Origin of the sequence: Pseudomonas azotoformans (assembly GCF_001579805.1) — a bacterium.
Classification (GTDB): domain Bacteria; phylum Pseudomonadota; class Gammaproteobacteria; order Pseudomonadales; family Pseudomonadaceae; genus Aquipseudomonas; species Aquipseudomonas azotoformans_A.
The window spans coordinates 2,749,556-2,763,873 of sequence record NZ_CP014546.1 but is presented as its reverse complement, the minus strand read 5'-3'; the positions used below and the strand labels follow the sequence as shown (position 1 = coordinate 2,763,873).

The following is a 14,318-nucleotide window of genomic DNA, read 5'->3' as shown; positions in this document are numbered from 1 at the left end:
GCCTCGCCGCGCTACACATCTACTGCGCCCCAAGGCTTACCTGAGCAAAGGGTGCCCTCCGACAATCAGCGGCGCCTTGGATGATGGTGCCGGCCCGGATTCGTTTCTAAATTGGCCGCTCTCAATTCCAATCAGAGACTCACCATGGATATTCGGCTCAACCATCGCCACATGACCCGCGAACAGAAAACCGCCTTTGTCGAAGCCGTCCTGCGCTTGAAAAACGACACCGCCAGCGTGCTGCGCCCCGGCCAGCAAAACCGCTACGACGACTTTGTGCAGGTGCATAAAAATGCCCTCGGCGGCACCGACCAATTCCAACCCATGCCGCACCGCAGTCCCTTATTTTTCCCTTGGCATCGGGTGTTCCTGCGCCAGTTCGAACGCGCCCTGCAAACGGCCGCCAATGACACCCGCATCACCTTGCCGTTCTGGGACTGGACGTTGAACGGCCCCAACGACCCATTCACCCCGACCTTTCTGGGTGGCAACGGCGACCGCGAACAGAACTTTCGCGTGGTTAGCGGGCCGTTTGCGGCACAGGCAGGGCAGTTTGCGCTAAGAATCTGGGATGAGGAGGCAGGCGATGCAGGCTTGCGCCGTGATTTTGGCAACGAAGCGGGCGCGCACTTGCCCGACAACGAACAGGTCACGGCGGCCCTGTCAAAAACCCCTTACGCCAGCGGCCCCGACACCTGGCTGAATTTCTGCGAAGGCATGCTGCACGACCCGGTGCATCGCTGGGTGGGCGGCAATATGGGGGTCAACACCTCACCGAACGACCCGGTGTTCTTCCTGCATCACTGCTACCTCGACCTGCTGTGGGAACGCTGGAAACGCCAGCACCCGACCCTTTCGCCGTACCTGCCGCAAAGCGGCTGGCCGAACCTCGACATGGACGCAAGATTGGTGTTTCACGCGGCAGACAAAACCGCGCCCTGGACCGACACCTGGAGCGTGCGCGACGTGCTGTCCACCGAAGCGCTGGACTACACCTACGGCCAGCTCAGCGCACTCGCGCCGAACTGCCCGGTCATTCCGCCGCCCGCCGGGCCAACGGTAGAGGTGCTGGCCGATGACCTAACTATCTAACCCCTGGCACTTGCACGCGGGCCCTAGGCTGATGGCCTTGTCCACGACACAAGGTCATCCGCCATGCCTGCTCCCCCGCACAACGGCCCGCACTACTCACTGATCAAACGCAACCTGCCCGACTGGCTCGCATCCACCGCCTGGCCACGTGCGCAGGCGCTGGGCCAGGCCCCGCTGGCGCAGGTGCCGGCGCTGTTGCGTGCCACCGACCACGACCATGCCCCGCTCAAGGCGGCCAATGCCCGGGCCTGGGCCACGCAGAACAGCGTCGACCGGCAGCTCAAAGACCTGCAAGACGTTTACGCCTTTGCCCAACCCTTGCTCAGCCAGGCCTTGCTCAAGCGCCACGGGCTCGAACTCGACGTGCGCGCCACCTATCTGTTTCTGGTAAAAACCCAAGGCGGATCGATCACGGGCACCACCAGCCGCACCCTGTCATTGCTGGACGCCGCCTTGCAGAACTTCGCCCACGGCGAGACCTTCACCGACGACTCGCGCTACATCACCCGCCCCGACGCGCGCGGCCATTTCGAGCCCTTGGCCCATGATGCGCGCATGAGCATTGCGCAGTTCGTCGCCCTGTGCCGCGACGTGGACCTGGGTGCGCAGTACGCACGCCACCTGCAACACCACCTGCTCGACAATACGGCGCTGCAACCCCAAGTGATCGCGAGCCAGCAAGCCGCCCTCGATAGCGCCGCTCACTTGGCGTTACTGCACGGAGACATCACCGCCGATACCTTTCACGTGCTGCAACGCACGGTAAAAGGCGAGCGCGGGCTGATGCAGTTTTATCGGCTGCGCATGCTGGACACACTGCTCACCGGCATCCTGCTGATCGCCGCCGACCTCGACCAGGCCACGACGGTGGTGTCCGTGCTGGCGTACATCCCCCATGACCCCAACGGCGCGATCCGGCAATACCCCAGCACCGCGGCACTTCGTGATGCACTGCTCGACCGGTTGAAAGATTCCACCTACTGCCAGTTCTTCAGCCAGTTCGTCGACCACTCGCAACGCCCGCGCTTTTTCAGTGGCCTGCAACAGCACCCGACCCTTGTCGCGGCCCGCATCGACGGCGACCTGTGGCCGCAGCTGTACCGGGCCGCGCTGAACAAAATCCTCAACGATGGCCGCGACCTCGCCGTCGCCACCGCAGTGGCCGACAGCCGAGCGCGCTGGGCCTGGTGGGACGCCCTCACACAAACCCTCGAAGGCCTGCTCAACGTGGCACTGCTGGTGGCAACTCCGTTCGTGCCGCTGCTCGGCGAAGCGATGCTGGCCTACACCGCCTACCAATTACTGGATGAGCTGGTGGAAGGCGTGGTCGACCTCGCCGAGGGCCAGGCGATGGAAGCCGCCGGGCATTTGGTGGGCGTGGTCAGCGACGTGGTGCAACTGGCAGCGTTTGGCGTCGGCGGCGAGCTGGCGCGCTCGGTGTTCGTCGATGGCCTGCGCCCGGTCGAAGTCAATGGCAGGACACGCCTGTGGAACCCCGACCCGACGCCCTACCGGCAAAACCTCCAACTGCCCGCCGACTCAACGCCCGACGCCCTGGGCCTCCACACCTATGCCGGGCAAAAGATCCTGCCCCTTGAAGGCCAGCACTACGCAGTCAAGTTCGATGCCGCTAGCGGCGACCATCTCATCCAGCACCCGACCCGCTCAGACGCCTATACGCCGTCGATCCGCCACGACGACAGCCCCCGCGCCTGGAACGACGAGCGCCGCTTGCAGGCACTCGGCCCGTTCACCGATGCACAGCATCAACAGATCCTGCGCACCAGTGGCCTCGACCATGGCGCCCTGCGCGCCGTGCAGGCCGATAACCTGGCGGCGCCGCTGCTGGACGACACGCTCAAGCGCGTACGCCTCAGCCAGCAGGCCGCCGAACTGCCCGAGCAACTGCGCGCCGGCGAACCGGTGGACCAAGACACCTACTGGAGCCCGCACATTGCCACCGAACTGCCGGGCTGGCCGTACGATGTGGCAATCCTGGTGTACGAAGACGCCGACCTCAGCGGCGGGCCCCTGCGCTTCGGCGACCCCGAGGCGGTGCACACTCTGCTCATCAGCCGCGCGGATTTGAACCTCGGCAAGCTGCCGGAACGCTTGGTGAATTTTCTCGACCCGCCCAGGCTCACAACGCTGCTCGGCACATTGCCCGAAGGCCGCGCCACGCAAATCGATGCGTTGCGCAATCGCCTCGCCGACCATCTCGCCGCGCGCCGCGGTGCATTGTTCAACTACCTGTACCGTCACAGTGAAGACCTCACCACCGCGCACGGCGTGCGCGTGCGCGAAACCTGCCCCAACCTGCCTAAAAGCCTGGTTCGCCACGTGCTCGCCCAGGCGCATCAGCAAGAGTTGGCGATCATGGCGACTGAAAAACGCCTGCCCCTGCGCCTGAAAAACCTCGCCCGCGCCTTGCAGCTACAGGCCCGTGGCGCCCATGCCTACCAGGGTTTCTACGACCCACAATTACTCGGCCCCGAGACCGAACAAATGGTGCTCAACACCCTGCGCCTCTACAGCGACAGCCTGGAAGATTGCCGAATCGAAATCCGCCAGCACACGCCCATCGCCAACGTCCGCGCGAGCGCCGGGCCAGAGCCGGCGCGCCACCGTCGCCTGCTGCGCAAAACCAATGGGTTCTATGAGGTCTACGATGAGCGCCAGCAACTGCTGCAACCCGCCACGGAGTTCTTCGACGCCGTGCTGCACGCACTACCCGCTGCCAAACGGGGTGCAATAGGCGCCGACGGCGCGGCCCTCAAAGATTGGGTGATGGATACATTGCTGGCGCCCGAACCACGTCGCACAACCATGGCCGATCCGAAAACCAAAGCCTTGTCGCCCCAGGATCAGCGCCAACTGGTGCAAGCGCCCATGCACCCCGTGGCCGCCTGGCGCAGCGACCTGTTCCCCGGCACTCTGGAACAACGGGTCAAGGCACTCTACCCCTACGCCAAACAAAGCCTTATCGACGCCTACGTGCGCAGCCTCGACGACCCGCTCCAACGCCAGCGCTTCGAGGCGCGCGAGATCGAGAAAGCCGAGCTGCAACATGACCTCGGCAATTGGATCACCGATGCGCCCATCAACGAACCGCCAGACGTGGCGCATCAGCGCGCCTACCTGGTCAAGGCGCTGCTCAGGACCTGGGAGGAGCACCTTGCCAGCGACGAGATCGGGGTGCGCCTGAGCATACAAAGCGTGCGCCTGACGGGCCTGCTCGGCAATCTACGCCTGCGCGCCAACTTTGATCATGTGCTGCATCTGGAACTGAGCGACACCCAATTGCTGGACAACGACACGCCGTTGCTCGACAGCTTCCCCAACCTGATAAGCCTGCACCTGCGCGACAATCAACTGACGCGGATGCCGCAAGCCATCCAAAACATGCCCGCGTTGACGCACCTGAACCTGGAAAGCAATCCCATCGCCTGGGATGCCGGGAGCCTGCGACAACTCGCCAACCGATCCCATTTACGCCAGCTGTTCCTGGGTGATAACCGCCAGCTTGTCCGCGCACCGGACCTGAGCCGCTTGCCGCACCTGGAAGCCTTGTCGTTGAACAACACGGCGATCAGCGAATGGCCCGCGGGGTTGTTCGACCAACCACGGTCCGCCAACTTTTTCCTGGATGTGCGCAACACCCCGATCAACACCCTTCCGCAATTTTTGCCCTGGCAGGCCCAGGCCCGGGTGCTGGCGCGCGCCCGTCTGGATCGCAACCACCTGAGCCCGGCCAATGAGCAGTTGCTGGTCAGTTACCGCCTGGAGGCTGGCCTCGATCCAAACCGCAGCTACCCACCGCGCGGCGATGCGAGCTTCTGGCTGCAGAACGAAGGTGAGGAGCATGTGCCCTGGATGTTGCAGCTGTGGCAAGACATCGAGGAAGAGCACGGCTCCCAGGGTTTTTTCGAAGTGATCAAAAGCCTGGAGCCTTCGGCGTTGGTTGAAGAGGACTATGACGCCGAGCTGTATGAACACGGCCGTGCCAACTTGACTGACAGGGTCTGGCGCATGCTGCTGGCGATGGATGGCGACCCGGAGCTGCGTGCACGGTTGTTTCAGATGGCCAGTAACCCGGTGACCTGCGCCGATGCCGGCGCACACATCTTCAACGCGATGGGCTTTGAGGTGCAGCTGGTGGAGATCAATCGCGACCTGCGCGGTGAGCTGAAGTCCTTGAAGCTGGCCCAGCTGGCCAGGGGGAAGTCACGCCTGGATCGCCTCAACCAGGTGGCCAAGGACGATATCCGGCAGCGGATCAAACCGCGGGACGAAGGTGGCCAAGGGTTGCGTTTCAGCACCGACGTGATCGACGGCGAACCGGGTACAGTGGATGAAGTAGAGGTGTATCTGGCCTATCACAGCGGCTTGAAGGCACGCCTGAAACTGCCCTGGGTGTCGCCGCACATGAGTTACCGCGCGACCGCCGATGTCAGCCTCACCCGGCTCAATCATGCGTTCGACGAAGTGATGCGCCTGGAAACAGGAGATGGGCTGGTGGACGGCATGCTTGAGCAACCATTGTGGGACCGCCATCTGCGCGACACCCATGCCGCCGAATTCCAGGCCAGCCTTGAACGTGCGAACGCACTGATCGACCCGCTGGACGACCTGCTATTCGCCCAGAACCAATGGGCCAGCGCGGGGACCGAAGAACGCAGCGTCCTGCAACCTCGCCTGCTGATTCTGGCCGACGCGCTCAACGTGCCCCACGCCGATGTGCTCAGCGGCCAGCCGATGAGCGCCGAAAGCTACGAATGCATCCTGGCTGCCGGCTTCACCGAGGACGTGCCGAGCGAGCAGGCCCTCGCCCGGCGCATGACACGCCAGGTGTTGCAACGGTTGGAGGTCTACGAGACCGGGCCCGCCTCATGAAACATCGCAGACAGCATCAAGGCGCAAGCGCATCAAACACCATATGCACCGTGCCGAAGTAATGCCCCGGCCGGTAATCGCCATCGGGCTTGATCGCAGCGATCTCCAGGCCCACGCGTTTGCCGGGCCGGGCATCGGCGGTGGACACCACTTCGCTTTGGGTCAGGCCCAGCTCCACATCATTGAACTTCACACGCAGGTCGACGCGATCCGTACCATTGAACAGGTACGCCGCCTGGTCCAGCCGTGCACCAATCGCCCCGCCGACATTCTTTACATCAAACGGCGCGCGCAAGGTTGCCAGTTGCGAGCTCACCGGGTTGTACGCCAGCACTTGCTCGCGCTGCACCAGTTGCGGGTCAACCGGCAGCACGTAGAAATCCGCGGTGGGGATGGTGACCGAGACCTCGAATGTCTCGCGCTCGACCGCGGCCTCCAACTGGGACATCGACAACACCAGCACAATCACCAACACCACCAGCGCAATTATTCTGTACATGGCTTCACCCCTTGACCTCGATTTTGCGGGTTGCGTCGCCTTCGATCAGGCTGAAGCGGTATTCACGGCCAGGTTGTTTGTCAAAACCGTAGGAGCGCTCGGCGCGGATGTGATGGCGAATAGTCGGCCGGCAGTCTTGCGGCGACGCGGCGGCGCAGTCCTTGAATTCATCGACCACCACCACGCTGTTGCCGTCGTTGCGCAGGGTGTAGCGCTTGCCGTCGTCCTGCAGTTGGGTGTTGAACTGCGTGTGCTTCGGTCGCACGAAAAATACCGTGCCGTAGCCCGCCAGCACGCGAACGCCGGCCGCGAGGCTTTCCTTATATTCAGCACGTTCGTCTGCGGTGACGGCAAAGTCATCCTCAGCCTGGGGCACCACCGGCACAAAACGTACGCGGAAATAACGCTCTTTATCGCGGTTGCCCATGAACAGCAGCCGTGTGCCCTGAGTGTCGTTGGCCGGCACGATCAGCCGGGCCGGGCTGGCCATCAAGCCATCGCGGGCGGTGGCGCCGGCCTGGTTTTGCAGGGGCACTTCGCGGTAAGTGCCATCGTCGTCGTAGATCATCTCGAGGATATTGACCTTGACGAACGCGGTGGACGTGCCGCCGTTGAACACCCGCTTCATGTAGGTACTTTTATCGCCAGCGAGGTAGTCGTACACCACCCCCACATTGATCTGCGGGCCGGCCAGGGCGCCGAGGGAACACAGCGACAAGGCGCACAGCATCAACAAACGTTTCATTCACTCAACCTCATGTAAAAGCGCTTCAAACTTGTGAATCCCAGACCACGGTGACGGTGCCGGAGAAGGTGCTGCCGGGGTGGTCGAGCATCTGCTCGACAGCGTCGGCCTTGATTTCGAAATGCAGGGTGCTGGGTTTGCGGTCAATGTAGTGCGTGGGCTGGAACAGCTCCGTGCCGCTGCCATCGAGCCGCAACGGCAGGCGGTTGACCGGGCGCCCTGCGGCGTCGCTCATGCCATTGGGCAGCGTCACCGCAATGTCCAACGGCACCTGCACGCCTGCCGCATTGCGCACGCTGCAGGTGTTGCCCAGGGGCTCGGGGCATTCGAGGGTCATCTTGAAGGCCGAACTGGTCCACAGGTTGATGGCTTGGTCGCGGAACAAGCGGCTGGGTTTTCGCAGTTTTGCAGCCAGGCCTGCCAGCCGCCTTGGGGCTCCAGCAGGATGCGGTTGCCGCCGGGGGGGACTTCGACCTTGAGATGGTGGTCCACATCCAGGGTGAAGTTGAAGGTCAGGGTGTCGTCGGTCGGGATCATGATGTCGCCGAAATCAAAATCCGCGCCCGGCCCGATGGTGTAGGTGGTGGTGCCAACGTATTGGCCAGCGTCCATTTTCAACGGGTTGGGGGTCTTCAGCTCATACGAATACTCGAACGTTTCGTAAAACAGAGTTGAAATGTCTTTGGCCGCAGGTACTGCGCAGGCACCGATGCCGACCGGCGTAATCCACGACCACAACAAATATCGATCGTTGCCAATCGCGTAGCCTGTGGGCAAGCAAGGGCTAATAGCGTATTGCCACCCACCAGTGCCATAGAGCCAAAGCCACCGGTCTGAGACTGGCAACACGTACTTACCCCCAATGCCCGCAATTCTGACCTGCAGCGTTTCAGTTTTCGCCGTCACCGTATTGGTCACCACCAAGTCCCGCCATTCAGTAGGCACCTTGAACATCGCGCCTTTACGCGGGTCTGTGTGATTGCCCAGGATTGGGCCGTTGGAGTTGAACTGAATAGCCGTGGTCCGAATACTGAAAATCCCCAACTGCTTGCACCTCTCGGGAATATGCCAAGGGCAGATGCCGCTTTCCGGGGTGGTGTTCTTGAACCGGTTGACCATCGGGTTGGACGGGGCTGGGCGAAATTGCGCAGTGATCTCTTGAACAAGCGCCTGGGCGGCTCCTGCCGTCAGGCACGCCCACAAGCCCATGACATACAGTGCGGTTTTTCCCGCGCCCCGCGATACCTTGACTACAGTCATCCGGCTCACCCTGCTGTTGCCAGGTTGGAAATGTTTTCCGCCAAGGTGTCCGGCGTACAACGTAAATCCCCAATCATCAACACATCACTCTCCTGTCGCGTATTACTCGGGGCGAGCCGGAATTGGCACAACAGCTGGTTGGCATAGCGCACTTCCAGGGTCGGCGCGCCGGCCGTCATTTCCATCGAGAAGAAACCGTCCACTTCGCTCACCGCACGGCTGGCGTGGTTGATCACCTGGTGGCCCCGCAGCGGCTGGCCGGTTTCATCCACCAGCCGCCCGAGCACGGTCACGGTCTTCATGACGCTGACCTTGCGGTACTCCACGCCGCCCTTGTTCAGGTGGTAGTTGCTGCGTGGCGGCTGAATGTTGGCGGCCGGCGGGTGGTTGCCGTCGAAGTCGAACGCGAGGGTGCTGTTCTTGTAAGCGGTGATCGGCACAAAGTTGCGCCCCGGTCGCAGGCGTGTGCTGCCGCCGGTCAAGTCATCGGCGCGCAGAGTGATGTCGTCGACGTCGGTTTCGACGTCCACGATCATCCCTGCCCCGCCGCCCTGGGGCTGGCTGCTCAGCAGCACCGCGCCGCCGCCCACCGCCACGGTGCTGCTGAGGTTCAGGCCACCGGACAGGCGACCGTTGAAGGACGACCGCTGTGCGTAGGTGTCACCGTAGAGCGCATCATTTTGAAAGCTGGCGCGACCGGACAAACCTACGCCATAGGTATCGGCCAGTACCGTGCCGGAGACGCTTTGCAGCAGGTGGTCTTCAAGGGTCTTGGTATAGGTGAGCGAGCCGTTATGGTCGCGGGTACCATCGCGTGCGGTGCGGGTGCCGATGCTGGCCGACCACTGCTCGCCCGGTGAACCGAGGGCCACGCTGACACTGAGGTCGACGCCGCGGTTGCGGTTGTCACCGGTGCTGGCGGTGGCCGGTCGATCGAACAGCGACAGGCGCCAGTTGGCGTCGCTGCCAAAGAACGTTCCGCGCTCAGTCCACCCCACATCCAGGCCCACCCCCTCGATATTGCCTTGGCTGTAGGGCAGCCGCGAGTTGATCGAACTCGTGTTGCTGAGTCGATGGTTGAGTGACAACGACGAGTTGCTGGTCTGGCCGATAAACACGTTGCGCTGACGCACGCGCGTACCGTCCGGCAGCACGTCATAGATATTGGTGGTGTCGAGCCAGCTGCGGTTGTGGCTGAACACCACGCTGCCGGCGCCATAGCTATACAGGGTTTGCAGGTCCAGGCCGGTGCCGTGGTCCTGGGTCTGGTAGACGTTGGCATACAGGCTGAGGCTGTTGCCCAGGGTCCAGTCGATGGAGGTGCCGTATTGCATGGCTTCGCGCACTTTGCGCGTGGACAGGCCGAGGATCACCCGTGGGTGCGCCAAGTAATTGAGGCCGGCGCCGTAGGTCAGGAAACCGCTGGACTGCTCGTCCCAGTTGCTCAGCAGTTTGCTTTCGCGCCCGACAAAAGTGTTATAGCGCCAGCGCTCGTCGAGGTTGCGCCAGTTGTTGGGCTTGTAGATCAGCTCCTGGGTGGTGGATGTGGTGAGGCCATCTTCGATCAGGCGCACTTCCACTTCGTAGATACCGCCGGGCAAGGGCCGCGTATCCAGGGTTTGCAGGCCCGCGGCGACCGGCTGCGTATTGATCAGCAGGCCGGCACGGTAGATTTCCACCGAGGCCTGGCGGCTGGCGGTGACATACACCGGGTACACGCTGGGCTTGGGGTTGTTGATCACCAGGCTGTCGGAACTGCCGTACATCAGCCCCATGGCGGTGTCGGGGTTGGCGCCGAACGAGCGGATCTGCCGGGTGAGGCCGTTGGAGCCGGGAGTGAAATAGCCCAGGCGCACGAAGTTGCCTTCCAGTTCGCGCTGGGTATAAAGCTCGTGTATCGCATGGTACAGAGTGGTGGCGGTGCCACCGATACGGGACAACTGCAGGTTCATCGCCTGGCTCCAGTTACCGAGACTGGAACTGGCGACGACGCCGTAACGTCCGCCGACCGCTTCGTTCTCGCCACCGGTAACGTTCAATTGGTTATTGACGATCAGGCCAAGACTGCTGGTGTCCGGTTGATCATAAAACTGTTTGATCTGGGCGTTGCGCTCAACGTTCTCGGTGAGAATCGACACCAGTGAGTTTTTCCAGGCTGTAGTGCACGGCCAACAGTTGCGACGGGCAACTTTGTTGGCAACTTCCCAGCAGCAGGCCTTGTTGCAGAAGTTGCTCCAAAGTTGCACGGGTGGTGGCAGAGACGGGGCTATCGCCGATATCATTGAATTGCAACAGGGTAATACGATCATCGCGTCCTAATACAATCATGGCTTCGCCCAGGAACTGTTGATCCAGTTCCACGCGCACTGGCAATGGCACATCGAAAAAGTGTTGTTCAAAATCTTCTGGCAGTCCCTTGGACTGAGATAACAGACTGCCGGGCGTGGTGCCGGGGGTCGCTGGCGCGGCCAGCGCAGTGGCGCACAGCAAGAGCGCAAGCGCGCCCGCAATTGGCGTCATCGAAAACATGGACGGAATACTCGTCGGTACGGACAGTCGGGACGGTTGAACCAGGCCGGCGTTCGAGGAGGAAGGCGCCGGCCGGTCTTTTCATACCCCCATGGCCAGGGTGGCCTGGGGGTTACACACCCGCTGGAATCAACGTGGTACTGCGTCGAAGATCACGGTGTAGCTGGCGGTGTACAGGCCGTTCTGGGTGTCTGCCGGGCGAGCCGGTGCGATCACCAGGTCAGCCTGGGTGCCGGGCGTGGACTGCGGATCATCGACCATTTCCTGCGAAGTGCCGGTCAGGACCACACCGTTGAAGGTGTTGGTCAGGGCAATGCCGTCCGAACCGTTGTACAGCGCAGCGGCGGTTGGGCCGCCTTCGATGTAGGCATTGACCGAACCGTCGGTGTTTTTCACATCGAAGGTTGCCCGCAGGGAACTGAGTTCACCGCTGACAGGGTTGTAGTTCATGGTCTCGTCTTTACCGAAGTTCGGGTCACGAGGCTGGGCGTGGAACTGCTTGGTTGGAATGTCGGCCGTGATGCTGATGGGCGAACGTGCGTCATCGGCAGCGATGGCGATGGAGGAACTCAGGGCGGCCGCAACGAAGGGGACAGCTACGGCGAGTGTCTTGAACATGGTGATTACCTGTCATCTAAAGAGGGGTTCTTAGAAGCAGTTGAAAAACGACATATTTTTCAACTATTTGCATTGCAAGTCGGCGACTTGTTCAACGCCAGGCAAGTATCCAGCTCACGTCATTTAAAGTAATCAGGCGAATTCACTTAGTTGCGCAGCCTTGTAACACTACAACTGACAGGAAAGCTATGGCATTTTGCCAAAACTTAAAACATAGCCGTAAGACATAAACTACGCGAGACCAAATGAGAATGCTTTAGTTGCATTCTTATTCGTAAGAATATGATTACACCCAATAAAAAACAACTGCATTTATTAGACTTAACCCACTTAATGCTTAACTTGAGTAGTTGCTCTAGTTTATCTCGCCGTCATGCGCGAACACCTGCGAGACGACGTGCCGTCCGTCGGGCGCTCTTGCCAGCCCTATAAGATATATCTTACGTTATATCTAGACACACAGAGGCGCCTACCCATGCGAGACCATCCTCATCCGCGCGACGGTTTTGACCCGCGCTCCGGCCGCGGCCGCGGCCCCCGGGTATTTGCACCCGGCGATTTGAAACTGCTGCTGCCGGCGCTGATCGCCGAACAGCCTTGCCACGGCTACGACTTGATCCGCCAGATCGAAAGCCTGTTCGATGGCGCGTACACCCCCAGCCCCGGCGTGATCTACCCGACCCTGACCTTCCTGGAAGAAAGCGATTTGATCCAGGGCGACGCCGATGGCGGAAAAAAACGCTACACAATCACCGACGCCGGTCGTCTCTTCTTAAGCGAGCAAGCGGTCGCCCTGGACGGCGTACGCATGCGCATCGACGTGAGCAAGCGTTCACTGCGCGGTCATGACCGCCCACCGGAGATCCACGAGGCGGTGCACAACCTGCGTCATGCCCTGCACTCGCACCACGGGCGCTGGAGCCCGGAAGAAATCGTTCGTGTCGCGGCGCTGCTCAATCGCACCGCTCAAGCCATTGCCGACGGGAAAGACCAATGAATACTCAAGCCATCCATCGCGTTACCCACGAAATCAAACGCCGCCGCCTGCAAGTGCTGCGGGTGGTCGACATCACACCACGCATGCGCCGCATCACCCTGGGCGGGCCTGAGCTGGCGGGGTTTGTCAGCCTGGGGGCCGACGATCACATCAAGCTGCTGTTCCCACAGAACGCCGCCGAGCAGGCTGCACTGGAAAGTCCGACATTCACCATCAAGGGCGACGGCCCGCAACCGGCCATGCGCGACTACACGCCGCGTCGCTTTGACCTCAGCATCGGCGAACTGGATATCGACTTCGTGCTGCACGGCGATGGCCCTGCATCCACTTGGGCCGAACAAGTGCAGGTCGGCCAGCACCTGTACATCGGCGGGCCACGGGGCTCGTTGATCGTGCCGGATATCTTCGACAGCTACTTGCTGATCGGCGATGAAACCGCCCTGCCGGCCATTGCTCGACGCCTGGAAGAGTTGTCGGCGGGGCGTAAGGTGCTGGCGGTAATTGAGATCGCCAATGCGCAAGAAAAGCAGCCGCTGCAAAGCGCTGCCGATGTTGAAGTGACCTGGGTGATCCGTGGCCAGGACGACCTGCTCGACACCGTGCAGAAACTGACGCTGCCGAGTGGTTCGCTGTACAGCTTCGTCGCCACTGAAACCAAGTTGTCGCGCCGTGTTCGCCGTGTGCTGCTGGACACGCACCAGGTCAATGAGGACTACCTCAAGGCCGTGGGTTACTGGCGTGCCGAAGGCGGCGAAGAGGAATGATCAGCGCCGGGGCTTGATCAGCTTATCCAGCCCCACCACCGCCAACGCGATCAGCACAAACCCCATCAGAATCCCCCCGGCATTCACAAACACCTGTGGATAGCCGAGGGTGCTCACGTCAATGAAAGGGTACTGATACTGCCCGAGCAGATCCCCCCGCAGCAGTGCGTAAGCGAAGTACACCAGCGGGTAAATCACCCAACCGCCGATGTGCTTCAAGCGTAAATCGCCCTTGGGCACACACCGCCACCAGTAGATGAAAAACAGCACCGGCATCACGTCGTGCAGCAACTCATCGGCGATGAACTGGAAGCCTTCGGGCTGCCACAAATGGCGCAGCAGCAGGTTGTACGCCAGGCCTACCACCAGGATGCTCACGGCGATGCCACTGCAGATTACCGGCGCAAGGAAAAACCGCTTCGCAGGGGAATCACGTTTCACCAGCGCATAGCTCAACACCACCACCGTCAGGGTGTTGGTGAGCACGGTGAAGAAGCTGAAAAAGTTGATCAACCCGCCCAACAGGCTGGCACCTGATTCCCAGCGCGAATAGAAAATCAGGTATTGCTGGATCGCCAACCCCGCCCAACCGGCCAGCGCCGCTGCTGCCACGAACCGCTTCATCGAATCAATCCAGCGGGCGTTTGGTGCGCATCAGTTTTACGTACAGACCTTCGACTTTCTCCCGCGCCCACGGAGTTTTGCGCAGGAACGTGAGGCTCGACTTGATGCTGGGGTCGCTCTTGAAACAGCGGACATCAATGCGCTCGGCCAGGCCTTCCCATTCGTAGTGTTCCACCAGAGTGGTGAGGACGTGTTGCAGGGTCACGCCGTGAAGTGGGTCGTTGCTTGTCGCGGTCATGCCAGGCCTTTTGCAAAAAAGTAGAAATACAGCCGCTCACTTTAGCACGAAGAAAAAAG

Annotated in this window: 11 protein-coding genes and 1 pseudogene; 4 read left to right on the top strand and 8 right to left on the bottom strand. The window is 61.4% G+C overall.

The genetic code is table 11. From position 1 onward, the window contains the following. The first annotated feature begins 144 nt into the window (after positions 1-144). Together AYR47_RS12790 and AYR47_RS12785 are read left to right on the top strand one after the other, a co-directional pair. Complete coding sequence (locus tag AYR47_RS12790) at positions 145-1,092, top strand: tyrosinase family protein (protein WP_082461362.1); 948 nt, start codon at positions 145-147, stop codon at positions 1,090-1,092. 63 nt (positions 1,093-1,155) lie between these two features. Next, positions 1,156-5,985 carry an NEL-type E3 ubiquitin ligase domain-containing protein gene (locus AYR47_RS12785; RefSeq protein ID WP_061435452.1) on the top strand — a complete coding sequence of 1,610 codons (4,830 nt, stop codon included), beginning with the start codon at positions 1,156-1,158 and terminating at the stop codon, positions 5,983-5,985. A 16-nt stretch (positions 5,986-6,001) separates the two neighbouring features. Here the strand turns inward: AYR47_RS12785 and AYR47_RS12780 are convergent, their stop codons facing one another. The 6 genes and pseudogenes from AYR47_RS12780 to AYR47_RS12760 all read right to left on the bottom strand — a co-directional run bounded on the left by AYR47_RS12780 (position 6,002) and on the right by AYR47_RS12760 (position 11,636). Beyond that, positions 6,002-6,484 (bottom strand): CS1 type fimbrial major subunit, encoded by a 483-nt coding sequence (locus tag AYR47_RS12780; RefSeq protein ID WP_061435450.1) that lies wholly within the window; start codon positions 6,482-6,484, stop codon positions 6,002-6,004. Positions 6,485-6,488: 4 nt separating this feature from the next. Further along, on the bottom strand, positions 6,489-7,229 hold the full coding sequence (locus tag AYR47_RS12775; RefSeq protein WP_061435448.1) for a hypothetical protein: 741 nt from the start codon (positions 7,227-7,229) through the stop codon (positions 6,489-6,491). Between the two features lie 25 nt (positions 7,230-7,254). Then, on the bottom strand, positions 7,255-7,566 hold the full coding sequence (locus AYR47_RS33240) for a hypothetical protein (protein WP_335340612.1): 312 nt from the start codon (positions 7,564-7,566) through the stop codon (positions 7,255-7,257). Further along, on the bottom strand, positions 7,563-8,489 hold the full coding sequence (locus AYR47_RS33235; RefSeq protein ID WP_335340611.1) for a hypothetical protein: 927 nt from the start codon (positions 8,487-8,489) through the stop codon (positions 7,563-7,565). The genes AYR47_RS33240 and AYR47_RS33235 overlap by 4 nt, the downstream gene beginning before the upstream one ends. Positions 8,490-8,494: 5 nt before the next feature. After that, positions 8,495-11,018: pseudogene (locus tag AYR47_RS12765) on the bottom strand (CS1-pili formation C-terminal domain-containing protein). A gap of 129 nt (positions 11,019-11,147) precedes the next feature. Further along, on the bottom strand, positions 11,148-11,636 hold the full coding sequence (locus AYR47_RS12760) for a CS1 type fimbrial major subunit (protein ID WP_061435446.1): 489 nt from the start codon (positions 11,634-11,636) through the stop codon (positions 11,148-11,150). 475 nt (positions 11,637-12,111) lie between these two features. On the opposite strand from AYR47_RS12760, the gene AYR47_RS12755 reads away from it, so the two are divergent. Continuing rightward, positions 12,112-12,633: a PadR family transcriptional regulator gene (locus AYR47_RS12755; RefSeq protein ID WP_033896368.1), complete on the top strand. Its 522-nt coding sequence runs from the start codon at positions 12,112-12,114 to the stop codon at positions 12,631-12,633. Then, complete coding sequence (locus AYR47_RS12750; RefSeq protein WP_033896367.1) at positions 12,630-13,397, top strand: siderophore-interacting protein; 768 nt, start codon at positions 12,630-12,632, stop codon at positions 13,395-13,397. Before AYR47_RS12755 ends, AYR47_RS12750 begins: the two co-directional genes overlap by 4 nt. Here AYR47_RS12750 and AYR47_RS12745 read toward each other — a convergent pair whose 3' ends face one another. Both AYR47_RS12745 and AYR47_RS12740 read right to left on the bottom strand, forming a co-directional pair. Then, entirely contained in the window at positions 13,398-14,021 is a 624-nt protein-coding gene (locus tag AYR47_RS12745; RefSeq protein ID WP_061435444.1) for a Pr6Pr family membrane protein, read from the bottom strand. A 4-nt stretch (positions 14,022-14,025) separates the two neighbouring features. Further along, complete coding sequence (locus tag AYR47_RS12740; RefSeq protein ID WP_016977534.1) at positions 14,026-14,259, bottom strand: VF530 family DNA-binding protein; 234 nt, start codon at positions 14,257-14,259, stop codon at positions 14,026-14,028. Between the last annotated feature and the right edge of the window lie 59 nt (positions 14,260-14,318).

Coding starts and splice junctions, on each gene's coding strand:
- AYR47_RS12775 (WP_061435448.1), bottom strand. CDS start 7,229: ATGAAACGTTTGTTGATGCTGTGCGCCTTGTCGCTGTGTTCCCTCGGC.
- AYR47_RS12760 (WP_061435446.1), bottom strand. CDS start 11,636: ATGTTCAAGACACTCGCCGTAGCTGTCCCCTTCGTTGCGGCCGCCCTG.
- AYR47_RS12740 (WP_016977534.1), bottom strand. CDS start 14,259: ATGACCGCGACAAGCAACGACCCACTTCACGGCGTGACCCTGCAACAC.
- AYR47_RS12750 (WP_033896367.1), top strand. CDS start 12,630: ATGAATACTCAAGCCATCCATCGCGTTACCCACGAAATCAAACGCCGC.
- AYR47_RS33240 (WP_335340612.1), bottom strand. CDS start 7,566: ATGACCCTCGAATGCCCCGAGCCCCTGGGCAACACCTGCAGCGTGCGC.
- AYR47_RS12745 (WP_061435444.1), bottom strand. CDS start 14,021: ATGAAGCGGTTCGTGGCAGCAGCGGCGCTGGCCGGTTGGGCGGGGTTG.
- AYR47_RS12780 (WP_061435450.1), bottom strand. CDS start 6,484: ATGTACAGAATAATTGCGCTGGTGGTGTTGGTGATTGTGCTGGTGTTG.
- AYR47_RS12785 (WP_061435452.1), top strand. CDS start 1,156: ATGCCTGCTCCCCCGCACAACGGCCCGCACTACTCACTGATCAAACGC.
- AYR47_RS33235 (WP_335340611.1), bottom strand. CDS start 8,489: ATGACTGTAGTCAAGGTATCGCGGGGCGCGGGAAAAACCGCACTGTAT.
- AYR47_RS12755 (WP_033896368.1), top strand. CDS start 12,112: ATGCGAGACCATCCTCATCCGCGCGACGGTTTTGACCCGCGCTCCGGC.
- AYR47_RS12790 (WP_082461362.1), top strand. CDS start 145: ATGGATATTCGGCTCAACCATCGCCACATGACCCGCGAACAGAAAACC.